Here is a 16,385-nt window from a genome sequence, read left to right as displayed (position 1 = left end):
GGCCGCGCCGGCGGCGCGCTGCTCCAGGGTCTCCAGACGCTGCATGAGCCCGGCCATGGACTCGTCGGAGCCGGGGAGGATCGCGCGCACGCAGGCGAGTTCGAGCAGGAGGCGCGGGGCGGTGGCGCCGCGCATCCCGGCGAGCCCGGCGGCGACGACCTCGGCCATGCGGGCGAGCGTGGAGGTGCCCATGCGGGTGGCCTGGCTGGTCATCTTGCCGAGCTGGTCGGCGGGGGCGTCGACGAGCCCGTTCGACCCGGCGTCGGGGACCTGGGTGAGGACGAGGAGGTCGCGGAGGCGCTCGAGGAGGTCGCCCGCGAAGCGGCGCGGGTCGTGGCCGCCCTCGACGACGCGCTCGACCACCTCCATGACCGCGGCCCCGTCGGCGGCCGCGAAGGCCTCGCACATCTCGTCGAGCAGGCCCGCGTCGGTGACGCCGAGCAGGCCCGCGGCGCGCTCGTAGGTGACGCCCTCGGGCCCGGCGCCGGCGATGAGCTGGTCGAGCACGGAGAGGGTGTCGCGCGCGGAGCCGCCCCCGGCGCGGACGACGAGCGGGAGCACGTCGTCGGCGACGACCGCGCCCTCCTCGTCGCACAGCCGGCGGCACAGCTCGCGCATGGCGGGCGGCGGGATGAGCCGGAAGGGGTAGTGGTGCGTGCGCGAGCGGATGGTCGGGAGGACCTTGTCCGGCTCGGTGGTCGCGAAGATGAAGAGGACGTACTCCGGGGGCTCCTCGACGAGCTTGAGCAGCGCGTTGAAGCCCGCGGCGGTGACCATGTGCGCTTCGTCGATGATGTAGATCTTGAAGCGGGAGTCGACGGGCGCGAAGACGGCGCGTTCGCGCAGCTCGCGGGCGTCGTCGACACCGCCGTGGCTGGCTGCGTCGATCTCGATGACGTCGACCGAGCCGTGGCCGCCGGCGGACAGCGCCTGGCAGGAGCGGCACTCGCCGCACGGTTCGGCGGTGGGGCCCTGCGCGCAGTTGAGCGACCGGGCGAGGATCCGCGCCGAGGAGGTCTTGCCGCAGCCGCGCGGGCCGGAGAAGAGGTACGCGTGGTTGAGGCGGCCGGCGCGGATGGCGTTGATGAGGGGTTCGGTGACGTGCTCCTGGCCGACCACTTCCGCGAACGTCTGCGGCCGGTACTTGCGGTAGAGCGCGAGTGCCACGTCGTCCTCCTGCTGGTTGCCCCGCGGTCGCACGCGGTCCGTACGGCGCTGTCGCGAGGCGCCTCAAGCCAGGGTACGGCCTGGGTCCGACGTCCGGAGGGTCGACCGCTGCGGTTGGTGCGGCCGGCACAGGCGGGGGGTGGCCCCGGACACATGAAAGCGGTATCCTATGCAAACCTCAATAGATTTAAACGTTTCAATATTAAGGAGTCCCCCCTTGCGTACTCCCGCTCCCTCCCGCCGCGCGCGGCTCGCCCGGTGGCTCGCCGCCGCCGCGGTCGCCGTCTGCGCGGCGGCCGGGCTCACCGCCCTCGGCCCGGCACCGGCCGCCGCAGTGGAGACCGGCACCTGGTACCGGATCGTCAACGACTTCTCCGGCCTCGCCGTCAGCGTCCAGGACGGCTCCACCACCACCGGCGCCGCGGTCGTCCTCGCCGCGCAGTCGTCGGCCACCGCCCAGCAGTTCCGCTTCGTGGACTCCGGCGGCGGCTACTACCGGATCCAGGCCCGGCACTCGAATCAGGTACTCGACGTCTACGCCAAGTCCACCGCGAACGGCGCGAACGTCGTGCAGTGGACCGACGGCAACGGCACCAACCAGCAGTGGCAGGTGAACACCCAGGCCGACGGCTCCGTCGAACTCGTGAACCGCAACTCCGGCAAGGCCCTCGACAACTGGGAGTGGGCCACCGCCGCGGGATCGCGCGTCTCCCAGTACGACCGCAACGACCTCGAGTCGCAGCACTGGAAGCTCGTCCCCGTCGCCGCCGCCGGCAACGGCGCGGTCAACGACCCGAACCTCCAGTACTACGGCCGCTGGAACACCGCCGACGCGTCGTTCTACACGATGGGCTGGGCCGGCGGGTACGTCGAGGCGGCCTTCACCGGGTCCTCGATCGGCGTGAAGCTCCGCAACACCATCGACCTGTACTACTCGGTCGACGGCGGCGCCGAGACCTGGCTGCGGGCCGTCTCCGGCAACGTCACGATCAGGACCGGGCTCGCCTCGGGAACCCACACGATCCGGATCGGCTTCCGGGAGAGGGCCGGGTCCTACACCGGCGACCCGGCGTTCGGCGGGCTCATCCTCGCCTCCGGCGGGGCGACCTCGGCGATCGCCAGGCCGGCGAACTTCGTGGAGTTCATCGGCGACTCGATCACCGTCGGCCAGCCCAACGGGAACCGGCCCTTCACCGCGTACCCGTACCTGGTGGGCGAGGCCCTGAACGCGGGCCACACGCAGGTCGCGCAGGGCGGCGCGTGCCTCGTCAGCACCGCGGACGGGTGCTGGGGGATGATGGACTGGTTCCGCCGCACCTCCATGGCGTCCACTTCGGACGACTGGAGCTTCTCGCGGTACCAGGCCACGGCCGTGGTGATCAACCTGGGCACCAACGACGTCGGGCACGGCGTCTCCACGACGACGTTCCAGGCCGACTACATCACCATGCTCGAACGGGTCCGCCAGGCGTACCCGAACGCGCACGTCTTCGCGATCGAGACGTTCCGGGGCCGCTACAGCCCCGAGACGCTCAACGCGGTCAACGCCCGCACCGCCGCGGGCGACGCGAAGGTGCACTTCGTCGACACCACCGGATGGCTGAACGAGGCCTCCGACCTCGTCGACTCCGTGCACCCCAGCGACAGCGGCCACGCCAAGATCGCCAGGTACCTGACCCCGATCATCGACCAGTACGTCTAGACGCGGGCATGCCCGCTCCCGCACCGGGAGCGGGCATGCCGCACCGAATCGGTCAGACCTCGTCCTGGAGCTTCGAGATCTCCTTCTCCAGCCCCATGCGGGTGAGCCGCAGCTGCTCCTCGGCGACCTCGACGGCCTCCAGGTAGCTGCGGGTCCGCACGAGCTGGCGGATGCGCTCCTCCGCCTCGCGGTCGTCCCGGCCGTGGTTGTCGCGGCGGAACTCCGCGACGGCCCGGTCGGCCTCGACCCGCGCCCGCTCCTGCGTCTGCCGCATGAGCTCGGAGGCCTGGGCCCGCGCCTGGGCGATGATCTGCCGCGAGTAGTGCTGCGCCTGGTTGACGTACCCCTCGGCCTGCTGCTGCGCCCGGGAGATGAGGTTGACGGCGGTCGACGTCGGGGTCGACGGGACGGCCGCCTGAAGCCGCTGGCTGCTCTGCTGCGACTGCCAGGACCGCAGCGCGTCCTTGAGCTTCTCCGCGTCCGCCCGCAGCGCCGCCTCGCGCTGGTCGCGGCTGGCCAGCTCGTCGGCGATGCGGGTCAGGAAGCGGTGCACCTCGTCCGGCTGGTATCCCCGCCGGGTCAGACTCGTCATGGAGAACCTGGCGTTGTTCACCTGTCCCACGGTGACTCTGCCGCCGGACGGCCGGTATGTGTACATAGTGGATCGTCCTCGCTCACTCGCCGAAGGGCTCGAAGTGGATGGCCTCCGCCCGGACGCCGGAGGCGACGAGGTGCTTCCCGCTCGCCTCCACCATCCCGGGCGGCCCGCACAGGTAGACGGCCGCGCCGACGCAGCGCCGGTCCGCCACGGCCAGCTCTGCCGGGGAGCCGATGCGGACCCCCGCGCCGAAGAGGTCCTCGTCCGCGCAGGGCGTGAACTCGAGCCACTCGTACGCGGCGGCGAGCGCGCGCATCTCGTCCAGGCAGTAGTGCCCGGCGGGGGTGCGCGCGCCCCAGTAGAGGCTGGTCGGCCTGGGCGCGGCGGCCAGCTGCTCGATGAGGGCCTTCATCGGGGCGACGCCGGTGCCGCCCGCGATCATGGCGATCGGCCCGTGCCCCTGCTGGAGCGTGAGCCCCGAGCCGGTGGCCGGGCCGAGCCGGAGGGCGTCGCCGGGCCGCAGGAGCGACACCAGCGCGGTGGAGACCTCGCCGCCGTCGACGGCGCGGACGTGGAGTTCGAGGGTGCCGTCGGCCCGGGGCGCGTTGGCGGGCGTGTACTGCCGCCAGACGCGGGGCCGCAGGTCGGTGCACATCGAGAACGACTGCCCGGGAAGGTAGTCGAAGCGGCGGCCGGGGGCGACGGTGATGACCGCGGTCTCGAGGTCGCGGCGGTCGTGGGCGACGACCTCGGCGTCCCACCAGGCCGGCGTGTAGTGGGCGGCCTCGTCGGCGGCGTCGGCCATCGTCGCGGCGACCAGGCCGTAGGCGGCGGTCCAGTCGGCGGCGATGGCGGGCGTCCAGTGCGGGCCGCTGAAGTGCTCCAGGGTGGCGACGAGCGCCTCGCCGACCGCGGGGTAGTGGCCGCGCAGCGCCCCGAACTTGCGGTGGTCGCGGCCGAGGTCCTGGAGCGCCGGGACGACGTGCTCGATGGTGTCCACATTGGAAACCACGGCGCCGAGCGCGGTGACGAGCTTGTCGCGCTGCGCCGCCATGTTCATCGGGAACATGTCGCGCGTCTCGGGGTGGGTCAGGAACAGGACCGAGTAGAAGTACAGCGGGACCTGGTCGCCGTGCGCGGCGACCAGGCTCCAGTTCTTCTTCAACCGTTCGGCGTCGACCATGCGACTAGGAGTCCGCCTCGATGATGTCCGGGGCGACGGTGCCGAGGACCTTGCCGACGGAATCGACGATGTCCTGCGGGACGTCGAGCTCCACGAGGACCGCGACCAGGTGCGCGCCCACGGCCTCGTACTGGGCGGCGGTGATGCCCATGCCCCGGTGCGCCTCCGCGAGCTCGCGGCCCTCGTAGGTCTTGGGGCCGTCGAGGACCTGCGAGATGAGGGCGACCTGGTGCCGCTTGAGGACCGGCAGGTCGGTGTCGGCGAAGAACCCGGAGAGGTCCGGGTCGGCGAGGAGCCGGCGGTAGAACCGCTCCACGGCCTCGGTGACGGCGGGGGCGCCGCCGATCCGTTCGTACGGCGTGACGGGCAGGTCGGTCATGGTGATTCATCCTTCGGGGTGATATGGCAGTTCGCGACCAGAGCCTACCTCCGCCACCTCAAAGGGTCCATAGTGTTTGTCATGTTTTCATTGTTTACATGGTGCGCAAACGGATCGTAATAGGGCCGTCACGAATTGCGCGTGAAAGCGCCCGCCTCCCCGATCGGGGAGGCGGGCGATGAGACTCGACACGCGCAGCGGCCCATGCCTACTGCACGCTCAGCGCCTCCGTCGGCGACAGCCGCGAGGCCCGCACCGCCGGGTACAGGCCCGCGATCGCGCCGATCACCAGGGTCGCGGCGACGCCCCCGGCGCTCGCCCAGTAGGGCACCACCGTCGGCCACTCCCGCACCGCCGCGAACACCGCGGTCACCGCCGTCCCCAGCAGCACCCCGCCGACGCCGCCGAGCGCGCTCAGCAGCAGCGACTCCGCCAGGAACTGGACCCGGATCTGCCCCTTCGTGGCCCCGAGCGACCGGCGCAGACCGATCTCGCTGCGCCGCTCTAGGACCGAGATCACCATCGTGTTGGCCACCCCGACCCCGCCGACGAGCAGCGCCACACCGCCCAGGCCCAGCAGCATCCCCGTGAACGCCGTGTCCACGGCGTTCTTGGCCGCCAGCGCGTCCGAGGGCCGCGAGACCGAGACCTCATCGGGCGCTTCGGGGTTCGCGGTCGTCGCGAGCACGCCCGCGACGTCCTCGACGTACTGCTCCTCGGCGCGGGCGTACACCGTGGTGGGGTGCCCGTCGAACCCGAGGTACGTCGCCGCCGCCTCCCATCCGACCAGGACCGACAGGTCGAGTTCCGATGCGAGCGCGACGGGTTCGAGGATGCCGACCACCGTGAACCACTGGCCGCCGACGTACACCTCGACGCCGTCGCCGACCCCGGTGATGCCGAGCTGCTCGGCCGCGGCGGCGCCGAGGACGGCGGCCGGGTACCTGGCGGTGGCGGCGTTCAGCCACGCGCCGTGCGCCAGCTCGGCGCCCACGGTGCCGAACAGGTCGAGCTCGGCGGCGCGGACGGTCATGCCCCCGCTGCGCCCCTCGGGGATGTGGTCGGACCGGTAGACGTTCGTGTTCGCGACGTTCCCGGTCGCGGCCACGGCGTAGACCGGTTCGATGCGGGCGACCATGGCGGTGGCCTCGAGCGGGAGCACTCCCTCCTCGCCCGAGAGCATCGACGTCCCCGGCTCGACGGTGAGCAGGTTCGTGCCCAGCGCCGCGAGCTGGCGGTCGAGTTCGGCGCGGCTGGAGGAGGAGATCCCGACGACCGCGATCATGGCGGCGATGCCGATCGCGATGCCCAGGGCCGAGAGCCAGGCCCGCAGGGGCCGGGTCCGCAGTCCGGTGGCGCCGACGCGGAGGACGTCGCCGGTGTGCATCCGGGCGGGCCGCAGCGGCTTCGGGGACGGCGCGGCGGCGGGCGCGGGCGGCGGCGGGCCGGTCGGCGGGCCGGTCGGCGGTCCGCCGGTCCCGGTGGTGTCGACGGCCATTCAGACCACCGCCCCGTCGCGCATCGCGACCTGCCGGGGCAGGGACCGGGCGATGTCCTGGTCGTGGGTGATGACCACGACGGTGGTGCCGGCGTCGTGGAGCTCGTGGAGGAGCGCCATGACGCCGGCGCCGGAGACCGAGTCGAGGTTCCCGGTCGGCTCGTCGGCGAGGAGGACCGCCGGTCCGCCGACGATGGCCCTGGCGACGGCGACACGCTGTCGCTCGCCGCCGGACAGCTCGTTGGGGAGGTGGTCGAGGCGGTGGGCGAGCCCGACCCGGTCGAGGGCCTCGGCGGCGCGGGCGCGCCGGTCGGGGCCGCGCCGGCCGGAGTAGAGGAGCCCGTCGGCGACGTTGTCGAGGACCTGCTGCCCCACGGCGAGGTGGAACTGCTGGAACACGAACCCGATCCTGGTGGCGCGCAGGGCCGAGAGCTCCTTGTCGCGCAGGCTCGCCACGTCGTACCCGTCGATGCGGACCGCGCCCTCGCTGGGCCGGTCGAGGGTGCCGATGAGGTGGAGCATCGTCGACTTGCCGGAGCCGGAGGGGCCGACGATCGCGCACATCTCGCCGGCCTCGATGCGCAGCGAGACGCCGCGCAGGGCCCGGACCCCGCCGGGGTAGGTCTTCGAGACGCCGTCGAGTTCGACGACCGGTCGGGGCCCGGTCGCCGCCTCGGGCCGCGCGGCCTCGGCGACGATGCTCATGAGGGCACCACCACGGCCTGGCCGGCTGCGAGGCCCTCGCCGCTGATCGCGACGAGGCCGTCGGCGAAGAGGCCGGTCTCGACGGCGACGACCTCGGTGTCGCCGCCGTCGACGAGTTCGACGCCGTAGCCGCCTTCGGCGAGGCCGAGGAGGGCCTCGACGGGGACGGTGAGGACGTCGGCGGCGCTGTCGCCGGCGAAGCCGACGTCGACGGCGGCCTGGTCGAGCGCGTCGAAGACGGCGGCGTCGTCGGCGGCGACGGTGACCTCAAGGTAGGTGACGTCCTCGGTCTCGCCGCCCTGGCCGGTCTCCTGGGTCACGGCGGTCTCGGATCCGGTGACGGTCCCGGTCGCCTCGGTGCCGTCGGGGAGGGTGATGGCGACGGACCCGCCGACGACGACGAGCTCCTGGTCGTCGAGCTCGACCTCGACGGTGACGACCTTGTCGAGGCCGGTGTAGGCGAACGCGGTCCCCTGGGCGCCGGCGCCGAGCTGCGGGTCGACGGTGTCGACGCGGATCGCGCCGGGGGCGAAGACGACGCGGCCGAGGTCGACCCGGCCGGTCTCCTCCATGCCGAGGTCGTCCTGCCACTGCTCGACGGCGTCGGCGGTGGCGTCGGTGTACTCGTCGTCGACGGTGAACCCGTCGTAGCCGAGCTCGGCGAGGTTCTGCTCGAGCTGCTCCACGTCGTCGCCCTCCGCGCCGGTCGCGAGCGACCGGTAGGCGGGGAGGGACCCGTAGAGGAGCACGACGGGCGTGTCGTCGACGGCGTAGAGGACGCCCCCGCGCTCGACGACGTCGCCGGCCGCGGGGAGCCCGGTGAAGGTCCCGTTGAGCAGGCAGGCCATGTCGAGGGTGTCGCCGTAGCCGAGGTCGCCGTCGACGGTGACGGTCTCGGTGAGGGTCTGGACGGTGATCTCGGCGGTGCTCGGGGTCTCCTCGGTGGCCTCGGCCTCCGGCTGGGCGAAGAACGAGCGGAGGTCGACGCCGAGCGCGGCCGCGACGGCGCCCGCGGCGGCCAGCGCGATCGCGGCGCCGGCGACGGCCTTCCCGGTGCGGCCCCTGCCGCGTCGTCGGCCCGCCATCACTCGTCCTCGCTGTCGTTCTCGGGGCCGCCGGGGCCATCGGGGCGCAGGTCGGCACAGGCGGCCTCGGCGTCCTGGAACTCCTGGCTCTGCGGGTCGAAGCCCATGTCGCCGTTCATGATGATGCCGCCGTTGGGCTCGGGGTCCGGGTAGTTCTCGATGCCGTTCTCGCGCATGCAGTCGGAGTACTCGAGGAGCTTGGCGTAGACCTCGGGGTCGATGGTCTCGTCGTCGCCGGGGCCGGGGCGCAGGTCCTCGCAGGCCTTCTCGGCGTCCTTGAACTCCTGCGATTCGGGGTCCATGCCTTCGGGGAGGCCGAGGCTGATGCCGCCGCCGTCGTTCTGCTCCGGGTCGGGGAACTCGGCGATGCCGTTGTCGCGCATGCATTCGGAGTACGCGAGGGCGCCTTCGAAGCCGTCGAGCCCTTCGTCCTGGCCTTCGGCGGAGGCGGACTCGGTGGCGTCGCCGTCGGCGGAGGCGACCCCGCCGTCGTCGGCGTCGTCGCCGCAGGCCGCGGCGGAGAGGGCGGTGAGGCCCAGGAGGAGTGCGATGAGGTATCGCCGCATGATGTGGTGCCTTTCTCGTGACGATTGGCGCGGCCGGGGAGGCGGAGACGTCCCCGGCCGCGCAGTCAGTACAGCGGCCGGGCCGTTGCGCGGCCGTAATCCGGAACGGCAATGCCGCGGCAACACGGGGCGGGCGAAGATGGGAGGCATGAGGATCCTGGTGGTCGAGGACGAGCCGCTGCTCGCCGACGCGGTCGCGGAGTGGCTGCGCGGCGAGTCGCACGCCGTCGACGTGGCGCTCGACGGCGGCGCGGCGCTGGAGCGGTTCGCCGTGAACGACTACGACGTGGTGGTCCTGGACCGGGACCTGCCGGTGGTGCACGGCGACCAGGTGTGCCGCGAGATCGCGGCGGCGGGCGGCGAGACCCGCGTGCTGATGCTCACGGCCGCTTCAGAGGTCGACGACCGCGTGACCGGCCTGTCGCTGGGCGCGGACGACTACCTGCCGAAGCCGTTCGCGTTCCGCGAGCTCGCGGCCCGCGTCTCGGCGCTGGGCCGCCGGGCCCGCCGGGCGGCGCCGCCGGTCCTGTCGCGGGCGGGGATCACCCTCGACGTGCACCTGCACCAGGTGTTCCGCGACGGCCGGTACGTGCCGCTGTCGCGCAAGGAGTTCGCGGTCCTGGCGGAACTGCTCCGCGCCGAGGGCGCCCCGGTGTCCGCCGAGCAGCTGTTGGAGAAGGCGTGGGACGAGCACACCGACCCGTTCACGCAGGCGGTGCGGATGACGATCCTGAAGCTGCGCCGCAAGCTCGGGGACCCGCAGGTGGTCCTCACCGAACCTGGAGTGGGGTACCGGATCCGATGACGCTGACACTGCGCAACCGGCTCACGCTGGTGTACGGGGGCCTGTTCCTCATCGGCGGCGTGCTGCTGCTCCTGCTGACGTACAGCCTGGTGGCGAACACGACCCCGGGCAGCGCGGGCATGATCATGTCCCGCCAGGAGGCGCCGGCGCCGACCGGGCCCGCCGCCGACGCGGTCTCCGAGGAGCAGAAGTTCCAGCTGCTGCTCACCGAGAACGTGTGGGACGACGCCCTCGACGCCATCAGCACCCAGGGCACGCTCGCGCTGGTCCTCGTCGCGCTGGGCACGATCGCCCTCGGCTGGCTGATCGCGGGGCGGATGCTCCGGCCCCTCGCCCGGATCACCGACACGGCGGCCCGCATCGCCGAGGCCCCCGCCGCCGGCCAGGGCCTGCACGAGCGCATCAAGGTCCAGGGCCCGCAGGACGAGCTCCGCGAACTGGCGGAGACGTTCAACCGGATGCTCGAGCGCCTCGACCAGTCCTTCGACGGCCAGCGCTCGTTCATCTCCAACGCCTCCCACGAGCTGCGGACGCCCCTGACGGTGACCCGCGCGCTCCTGGAGGTCGCCGTCAACCGCCGGAACGCCTCCCCCGACGTGCGGCAGCTCGGCGAGACCCTCCTGGAGGTGAACGCCCGCCACGAACGCCTCATCGACGGCCTCCTGCTCCTCATGCGCTCCGACCGCGAGCTGGGCGAGCGCGCCTGGGTCGACCTCGCCGACATCGCCGAGCACGTGGCCGCTCAGACGCCGGCGCCGAACGTGTCGCTGACGGCCTCCTGCGAGGAGGCCCCGACGCGCGGCGAACCGGTCCTCCTCGAGCGCCTGGTCCAGAACCTCGTCGAGAACGCGATCCGCTACAACGTCCCCGAGGACGGCTGGGTGAAGGTCGCCACCCGCACCGAGGACGGCCGCTCCGTCGTCGAGGTCGCCAACTCCGGCCCCGTCGTCCCCCCGTTCGAGGTCCCCGGCCTCTTCGAGCCCTTCCGCCGCCTCGGCACCGAACGCCTCGCCACCGCCTCCAAGGGCGCCGGCCTCGGCCTCTCCATCGTCCGCGCCGTGGCCGAAGCCCACGGCGGCGAAGCCACGGCCAAAGCCCGCCCGGAGGGAGGCCTGGTGGTGACGGTCGCGTTCCCGCCGGCCCCGTGACCTCAAGAAACGCGAAAGACCCCGGCTTGCATCGGGGTCTTCGTCGTTATGGAGCCGCCTGACGGAATCGAACCGTCGACCTTGTTATTACGAGTAACACGCTCTACCGACTGAGCTAAGGCGGCATTGGGTCTCCCACGCACCCGACAGAGCCCGCTTATCCTTGCTGCCTTCCGGCCCTGGGGAGGTTCACGCGATATCGCCGCATGGGAGACGGACAGAAGTTTACTACAGCCGAGTCGGGCCGCCGAGCGGGGCGAGCCCGCGCGGTCGCGCCCGTCACGGTGCCGGTGCAACGCAGGTCACCTCGCACAACCCGGTTGGAGCGCGTTCGGGGCGTCGGGTAGGGTTCTCGACGGAGGATTCGCATAGTGGCCTAGTGCGCACGCTTGGAAAGCGTGTTGAGTGAAAGCTCTCAGGGGTTCGAATCCCCTATCCTCCGCCACTCGAACCGGGGCAGTGCTGCTCCGGTTTTTTCTTGCCCTCGGCACGGGACGCGGAACGGGGCGGGACCGTGCGGTCCCGCCCCGTTTCAGTGCGTGTCGGCGCTTACGCGCCGCCCTCGCCGGCCATGCCGCCGCGCGGGCCCGCTCCGGGGCTCTTGGGGGGCATGGTGCCGGTTCCGGCGCCCGGGCTCTTCGGGGCGCGCTCGCCGGCCAGTTCGGCCGGGGGCGTGTCCGGAATGCGCGCGGGCTTGTCCGCGGCCCTGAACGTCAGGTTGGTCTTCTCGACGTCGGTCGGGTCGCCGTCGACGTCGACGATGACGATCTGGCCGGGCACGAACTCGTTGAAGAGGATCTTCTCCGAGAGCGTGTCCTCGATCTCGCGCTGGATCGTGCGGCGCAGCGGCCGCGCGCCCATCACCGGGTCGTAACCCTTGTGGCCGAGGTACAGCTTCGCGTTGTCCGTCAGCTCGAGGGCCATGTCGCGGTTGGTGAGCTGGTCCTCGATGCGCTTGACCATGAGGTCGACGATCGAGACGATCGCCTCCTGGGTGTGCTTCGGGAACACGATCGTGTCGTCGATGCGGTTCAGGAACTCGGGGCGGAAGTGGTTCTTCAGCTCCTCGTTGACCTTCTCCTTCATCCGGTCGTAGTCGCCGCCCTCGGTCGCGTCGGCCTGGAAGCCCAGCGACACGGCCTTGCCGACGTCCTTCGTCCCGAGGTTCGTGGTCAGGATCAGCACCGTGTTCTTGAAGTCGACGATGCGGCCCTGGCCGTCGGTCAGGCGGCCGTCCTCCAGGATCTGGAGGAGGGTGTTGAAGACGTCCGGGTGGGCCTTCTCGATCTCGTCGAACAGGACCACGGAGAACGGCTTGCGCCGGACCTTCTCGGTGAGCTGCCCGCCCTCGTCGTAGCCGACGTAGCCGGGAGGCGCACCGACCAGGCGCGACACCGTGTACCGGTCGTGGAACTCGGACATGTCGAGCTGGATGAGCGAGTCCTCGGAGCCGAACAGGAACTCCGCGAGCGCCTTCGCCAGCTCGGTCTTGCCGACGCCCGAGGGGCCGGCGAAGATGAACGAGCCGGAGGGGCGCTTGGGGTCCTTGAGCCCGGCGCGGGTGCGGCGGATGGCCTTGGAGACCGCCTTGACGGCGTCCTCCTGCCCGATGATCCGCTTGTGGAGCTCCTCCTCCATCTTGAGCAGGCGGGAGGTCTCCTCCTCGGTCAGCTTGTAGACCGGGATGCCCGTCCAGTTCGCGAGGACCTCGGAGATCATCTCCTCGTCGACCTCGGTGACCTGGTCGAGGTCGCCGGCCTTCCACTCCTGCTCGCGCTTGGCGCGCTTCTCGTGCAGGCGCTTCTCGGTGTCGCGCAGGCGCGCGGCGGCCTCGAAGTCCTGCGCGTCGATCGCGGACTCCTTCTGGCGGCGGGTCTCGGCGATCTCCTCGTCGATCTCGCGGAGGTCCGGCGGTGCGGTCATCCGGCGGATGCGCATGCGCGCGCCCGCCTCGTCGATGAGGTCGATCGCCTTGTCCGGCAGGAACCGGTCGGAGATGTAGCGGTCGGCGAGCGTCGCGGCCTGCACCAGGGCGCCGTCCGTGATGGAGACGCGGTGGTGGGCCTCGTAGCGGTCGCGCAGGCCCTTGAGGATCTCGATGGTGTGCGCGAGCGACGGCTCGGCCACCTGGATCGGCTGGAAGCGGCGCTCCAGGGCGGCGTCCTTCTCGAGGTACTTGCGGTACTCGTCGAGGGTGGTCGCGCCGATGGTCTGGAGCTCGCCGCGGGCGAGCATCGGCTTGAGGATGGAGGCCGCGTCGATCGCGCCCTCGGCGGCTCCCGCGCCGACGAGCGTGTGGATCTCGTCGATGAACAGGATGATGTCGCCGCGGGTCTTGATCTCCTTGAGGACCTTCTTCAGGCGCTCCTCGAAGTCGCCGCGGTACCGCGACCCGGCGACGAGCGCGCCGAGGTCGAGCGTGTACAGCTGCTTGTCCTTGAGGGTCTCGGGGACCTCGCCCTTGGTGATCGCCTGCGCGAGGCCCTCGACGGCGGCGGTCTTGCCGACGCCGGGCTCGCCGATGAGCACCGGGTTGTTCTTGGTCCGGCGGGACAGGACCTGCATGACGCGCTCGATCTCGCGCTGGCGCCCGATGACCGGGTCCAGCTTGCCGTCGCGCGCGGCCTGGGTCAGGTTCCGGCCGAACTGGTCGAGCACGAGCGAGCCCGACTGCTGGGCCTCCTGGGAGGTGCCGCCGGCGGTCGCGCCCGCGGGCTCCTTGCCCTGGTAGCCGGAGAGCAGCTGGAGGACCTGCTGGCGGACCCGGTTGAGGTCGGCGCCGAGCTTGATGAGGACCTGGGCGGCGACGCCCTCGCCCTCGCGGATGAGGCCGAGCAGGATGTGCTCGGTGCCGATGTAGTTGTGGCCCAGCTGGAGCGCCTCACGCAGGCTCAGCTCCAGGACCTTCTTCGCCCGGGGGGTGAAGGGGATGTGCCCGGAAGGGGCCTGCTGCCCCTGGCCGATGATCTCCTCGACCTGCTGGCGCACGCCTTCCAGGGAGATCCCCAGACTCTCCAGGGCTTTCGCCGCCACGCCCTCGCCCTCGTGGATGAGGCCGAGCAGGATGTGCTCCGTGCCGATGTAGTTGTGGTTGAGCATCCTGGCCTCTTCTTGAGCCAGGACGACCACGCGTCGGGCACGGTCCGTAAACCGTTCAAACATGCGCTTCTGCTCCTCGCGTCCGCCGCTACTTCGTCGTCGTTACTGGTCGTGGCTTGCAAAACCCTGTGGGTACACCTTATCCCCCGGGTCCGCGGACGGCGGGTGCCACGGTGGTGACAACAAGCGTGCACCCTCGACCATTCCACGTGATAACAGGTTCGCTCTGAGCGCAATACCCGCGCGCCGCCGTCCCAATCAATGGAGAGGCCGCACGGCTTTCCTCCGGGGGGACGGAAAACGCCCGCTCCCCTGTGCGGGGGAAGCGGGCGGAGCGATCGGGCGCGGCACTAGTTGTGCGCGGCGTTGTATTCCTCGACGATGGCCTGCGGAATGCGGCCGCGGGGGGACACGTTCTTGCCGGAGCGGGAGGCCCACTCGCGGATGGCCTTGTTCTGCTCGCGGTCCACCGACTGGCGGCGCGGGGCGACGGTGGCGCCGCGGACCGGTCCGCGGGGGGCGCCGAGCGAGTACCGTCCCAGTCGCGTGCCCGCCTCCTGGAATTTCTCCAGCGCGTCGCGCAGTTCTTTGGCGTGCGACGCCGACAGGTCAATCTCGTAGGCCTGCCCGTCGATGGCGAATTTGACGGTCTCCTCAGCGGTGCTGCCGTCGATATCGTCGATCAGGATGACCTGTGTCTTCTTCGCCATGGCTTATGCTCCTCGACCCGGCCCAACAGTGCCTATTGCTCTTGTTAGTGCCAGAGCATATACGAGTCCCTAAGAGAAAGGAAAGAGGGTGGACGGAAAGATTTGTGAATGGATGACTACCGTCCAGCTCACGGCGAGCGGATCCGCATGATGAACGGCCTTGGAGAATGGTTCGGGGCGGGACGCGGAAAGGGACCGCATCGGATTCCCCAGTGCTCGGCCGACAGGGCCGGCGCGGGGGTCCCGATGCGGTCCCTTCGCTTTGCTATTCGGGTTTCACCAGCGGGAAGAGGATGGTCTCGCGGACGCCGAGTCCGGTGAGCGCCATAAGGAGCCGGTCGATTCCCATGCCCATCCCGCACAGCGGCGGCATGCCGTACTCCATCGCCCGCAGGAAGTCCTCGTCGACGCCCATCGCCTCGTCGTCGCCCTTCGCGGCCTGCCTGGCCTGGGCCTCCATGCGCTCGCGCTGGATCACGGGGTCGATGAGCTCGGAATAGCCGGTGCCGAGCTCGAAGCCGCGCACGTACAGGTCCCATTTCTCGGTGAGGCCCGGAGTGGTGCGGTGGCCGCGCACGAGCGGCGAGGTCTCCTCGGGGTAGTCGTACACGAACGTCGGGGCGTGGAGGCCGTCGACGACGAGGTGCTCGAACAATTCCTCGGCCAGTTTCCCGGGACCCCACTTCGGGTCGACGCCGAGCTCGACTTTGTCGGCGTAGGCGCGCAGCGTCTCGTAGGGCGTGTCGACGGTCACGGTTTCTCCGAGCGCTTCGGAAAGGGAGCCGAAGAGGGTGATCTCGGCCCAATCCCCGCCGAAGTCGTAGGTCGAGCCGTCGGCGAGTTCCACGGTCTCGGAGCCGTAGACCGAACGCGCCGCGCCTTGAATGAGCGACTTCGTGAGCGCCCCGATCGTGCGGTAGTCGCCGTACGAGCGATAAGCCTCGAGCATCGCGAACTCCGGCGAATGCGTGGAGTCGGCGCCCTCGTTCCGGAAGTTGCGGTTGATCTCGAATACGCGGTCGATCCCTCCGACTACGCACCGTTTCAAATAGAGCTCCGGCGCGATGCGGAGGTACAGGTCGATGTCGTACGCGTTCATGTGCGTGACGAACGGCCGCGCGGTCGCGCCGCCCGGCTGGACCTGCATCATCGGGGTCTCGACCTCGAGGAAGCCCTCGGCGTCGAGCTGGTCGCGCAGGGACTTGACGACCTTCGAGCGGTTGCGCGCGTTCGCGCGCGCCTCGGGCCGCACGATGAGGTCGACGTACCGCTGGCGGACCCGGGTCTCCTCGGCGAGCGCCTTGTGCGCCACCGGGAGCGGGCGCAGGGCCTTGCCGGTGATCTGGAAGGAGTCGGCCATGACCGACAGCTCGCCGCGCTTGGACGAGACGACCTCGCCGGTGACGCCGATGTGGTCGCCGATGTCGGCCAGGCGCTTCCACTCGGCGAGGGACTCCTCGCCGATCTTGCCCTGGGAGAGCATCACCTGGAACTCGGCGCCGTCGCCGTCGCGGAGCCGCGCGAAGGCGAGCTTCCCGGCCAGGCGCACGAAGATCACCCGTCCGGTGGTGGAGACGACGACTCCCGAGGACTCGCCGTCCTCCAGGCCCGCGAAGCGCTCGCGCAGCTCGGCGAGCGAGTGGGTGCGCGGATAGCCGAGCGCGTACGGCTCCTTGCCTTCCGCGAGGAGGGCGGCGCGCTTCTCGCGCCGGATCTTCATCTGCTCGGGAAGGTCGTCGC

General features: G+C 71.1%; 13 protein-coding genes, 2 tRNA genes, 1 other RNA gene and 1 pseudogene. 4 read left to right on the top strand and 13 right to left on the bottom strand.

The window, feature by feature from the left end; translation table 11 throughout:
• Window positions 1–1,167 (bottom strand): DNA polymerase III subunit gamma and tau (locus ABD419_RS20695; protein WP_344490504.1); only part of this gene is annotated, 1,167 nt, incomplete at its 3' end.
• Between the two features lie 217 nt (window positions 1,168–1,384).
• Here ABD419_RS20695 and ABD419_RS20690 point away from each other — a divergent pair.
• Window positions 1,385–2,869 carry an RICIN domain-containing protein gene (locus ABD419_RS20690; RefSeq protein ID WP_344490501.1) on the top strand — a complete coding sequence of 495 codons (1,485 nt, stop codon included), beginning with the start codon at window positions 1,385–1,387 and terminating at the stop codon, window positions 2,867–2,869.
• Window positions 2,870–2,921: 52 nt separating this feature from the next.
• Here the strand turns inward: ABD419_RS20690 and ABD419_RS20685 are convergent, their stop codons facing one another.
• From ABD419_RS20685 to ABD419_RS20655, 7 genes are all read right to left on the bottom strand, one after another.
• Window positions 2,922–3,527 (bottom strand): DivIVA domain-containing protein, encoded by a 606-nt coding sequence (locus tag ABD419_RS20685; RefSeq protein WP_344490498.1) that lies wholly within the window; start codon window positions 3,525–3,527, stop codon window positions 2,922–2,924.
• A 16-nt stretch (window positions 3,528–3,543) separates the two neighbouring features.
• On the bottom strand, window positions 3,544–4,650 hold the full coding sequence (locus tag ABD419_RS20680; RefSeq protein ID WP_344490495.1) for a globin domain-containing protein: 1,107 nt from the start codon (window positions 4,648–4,650) through the stop codon (window positions 3,544–3,546).
• Window positions 4,651–4,654: 4 nt separating this feature from the next.
• Complete coding sequence (locus ABD419_RS20675) at window positions 4,655–5,029, bottom strand: group I truncated hemoglobin (protein WP_344490492.1); 375 nt, start codon at window positions 5,027–5,029, stop codon at window positions 4,655–4,657.
• A 208-nt stretch (window positions 5,030–5,237) separates the two neighbouring features.
• Window positions 5,238–6,416 carry an ABC transporter permease gene (locus tag ABD419_RS20670; RefSeq protein WP_344490511.1) on the bottom strand — a complete coding sequence of 393 codons (1,179 nt, stop codon included), beginning with the start codon at window positions 6,414–6,416 and terminating at the stop codon, window positions 5,238–5,240.
• 111 nt (window positions 6,417–6,527) lie between these two features.
• Window positions 6,528–7,232 carry an ABC transporter ATP-binding protein gene (locus ABD419_RS20665; RefSeq protein ID WP_344490489.1) on the bottom strand — a complete coding sequence of 235 codons (705 nt, stop codon included), beginning with the start codon at window positions 7,230–7,232 and terminating at the stop codon, window positions 6,528–6,530.
• Window positions 7,229–8,317, bottom strand: a complete 1,089-nt coding sequence (locus ABD419_RS20660; protein WP_344490486.1) for a peptidoglycan-binding protein — start codon at window positions 8,315–8,317, stop codon at window positions 7,229–7,231. The genes ABD419_RS20665 and ABD419_RS20660 overlap by 4 nt, the downstream gene beginning before the upstream one ends.
• Window positions 8,317–8,883, bottom strand: coding sequence for a hypothetical protein (locus ABD419_RS20655; RefSeq protein ID WP_344490483.1), 567 nt, complete (start codon window positions 8,881–8,883; stop codon window positions 8,317–8,319). The genes ABD419_RS20660 and ABD419_RS20655 overlap by 1 nt, the downstream gene beginning before the upstream one ends.
• Window positions 8,884–9,031: 148 nt before the next feature.
• On the opposite strand from ABD419_RS20655, the gene ABD419_RS20650 reads away from it, so the two are divergent.
• Both ABD419_RS20650 and ABD419_RS20645 read left to right on the top strand, forming a co-directional pair.
• Window positions 9,032–9,688, top strand: a complete 657-nt coding sequence (locus ABD419_RS20650; protein ID WP_344490480.1) for a response regulator transcription factor — start codon at window positions 9,032–9,034, stop codon at window positions 9,686–9,688.
• Window positions 9,685–10,836: a sensor histidine kinase gene (locus tag ABD419_RS20645; RefSeq protein ID WP_344490477.1), complete on the top strand. Its 1,152-nt coding sequence runs from the start codon at window positions 9,685–9,687 to the stop codon at window positions 10,834–10,836. Before ABD419_RS20650 ends, ABD419_RS20645 begins: the two co-directional genes overlap by 4 nt.
• Window positions 10,837–10,885: 49 nt before the next feature.
• Here ABD419_RS20645 and ABD419_RS20640 read toward each other — a convergent pair.
• Together ABD419_RS20640 and ffs are read right to left on the bottom strand one after the other, a co-directional pair.
• Window positions 10,886–10,961: transfer RNA gene (locus ABD419_RS20640), tRNA-Thr, on the bottom strand.
• Window positions 10,961–11,054, bottom strand: an RNA gene (ffs, locus tag ABD419_RS20635) — signal recognition particle sRNA small type. The genes ABD419_RS20640 and ffs overlap by 1 nt, the downstream gene beginning before the upstream one ends.
• Before the next feature lie 139 nt (window positions 11,055–11,193).
• Here ffs and ABD419_RS20630 point away from each other — a divergent pair.
• Window positions 11,194–11,281, top strand: a tRNA-Ser gene (locus ABD419_RS20630).
• A gap of 206 nt (window positions 11,282–11,487) precedes the next feature.
• On the opposite strand, the pseudogene ABD419_RS20625 reads toward ABD419_RS20630, so the two are convergent.
• The 3 genes and pseudogenes from ABD419_RS20625 to lysS all read right to left on the bottom strand — a co-directional run.
• A pseudogene (locus ABD419_RS20625) lies at window positions 11,488–13,998 on the bottom strand (ATP-dependent Clp protease ATP-binding subunit); the annotation flags it as partial.
• A gap of 287 nt (window positions 13,999–14,285) precedes the next feature.
• On the bottom strand, window positions 14,286–14,645 hold the full coding sequence (locus tag ABD419_RS20620) for a histone-like nucleoid-structuring protein Lsr2 (RefSeq protein ID WP_344490471.1): 360 nt from the start codon (window positions 14,643–14,645) through the stop codon (window positions 14,286–14,288).
• 265 nt (window positions 14,646–14,910) lie between these two features.
• Complete coding sequence (gene lysS, locus ABD419_RS20615; protein ID WP_344490508.1) at window positions 14,911–16,365, bottom strand: lysine--tRNA ligase; 1,455 nt, start codon at window positions 16,363–16,365, stop codon at window positions 14,911–14,913.
• Window positions 16,366–16,385: the final 20 nt, after the last annotated feature.

Origin of the sequence: Glycomyces endophyticus (genome assembly GCF_039531525.1) — a bacterium.
Lineage (GTDB): Bacteria > Actinomycetota > Actinomycetes > Mycobacteriales > Micromonosporaceae > Glycomyces > Glycomyces endophyticus.
This window is presented reverse-complemented; position numbering and strand designations above follow the sequence as displayed.

Excerpts from the sequence above, each read along its gene's own strand:
- ABD419_RS20645 (WP_344490477.1), top strand. The coding sequence starts at position 9,685 with ATGACGCTGACACTGCGCAACCGGCTCACGCTGGTGTACGGGGGCCTG.
- ABD419_RS20670 (WP_344490511.1), bottom strand. The coding sequence starts at position 6,416 with ATGCACACCGGCGACGTCCTCCGCGTCGGCGCCACCGGACTGCGGACC.
- lysS (WP_344490508.1), bottom strand. The coding sequence starts at position 16,365 with ATGAAGATCCGGCGCGAGAAGCGCGCCGCCCTCCTCGCGGAAGGCAAG.
- ABD419_RS20650 (WP_344490480.1), top strand. The coding sequence starts at position 9,032 with ATGAGGATCCTGGTGGTCGAGGACGAGCCGCTGCTCGCCGACGCGGTC.
- ABD419_RS20675 (WP_344490492.1), bottom strand. The coding sequence starts at position 5,029 with ATGACCGACCTGCCCGTCACGCCGTACGAACGGATCGGCGGCGCCCCC.
- ABD419_RS20655 (WP_344490483.1), bottom strand. The coding sequence starts at position 8,883 with ATGCGGCGATACCTCATCGCACTCCTCCTGGGCCTCACCGCCCTCTCC.
- ABD419_RS20660 (WP_344490486.1), bottom strand. The coding sequence starts at position 8,317 with ATGGCGGGCCGACGACGCGGCAGGGGCCGCACCGGGAAGGCCGTCGCC.
- ABD419_RS20680 (WP_344490495.1), bottom strand. The coding sequence starts at position 4,650 with ATGGTCGACGCCGAACGGTTGAAGAAGAACTGGAGCCTGGTCGCCGCG.
- ABD419_RS20665 (WP_344490489.1), bottom strand. The coding sequence starts at position 7,232 with ATGAGCATCGTCGCCGAGGCCGCGCGGCCCGAGGCGGCGACCGGGCCC.
- ABD419_RS20685 (WP_344490498.1), bottom strand. The coding sequence starts at position 3,527 with ATGTACACATACCGGCCGTCCGGCGGCAGAGTCACCGTGGGACAGGTG.
- ABD419_RS20620 (WP_344490471.1), bottom strand. The coding sequence starts at position 14,645 with ATGGCGAAGAAGACACAGGTCATCCTGATCGACGATATCGACGGCAGC.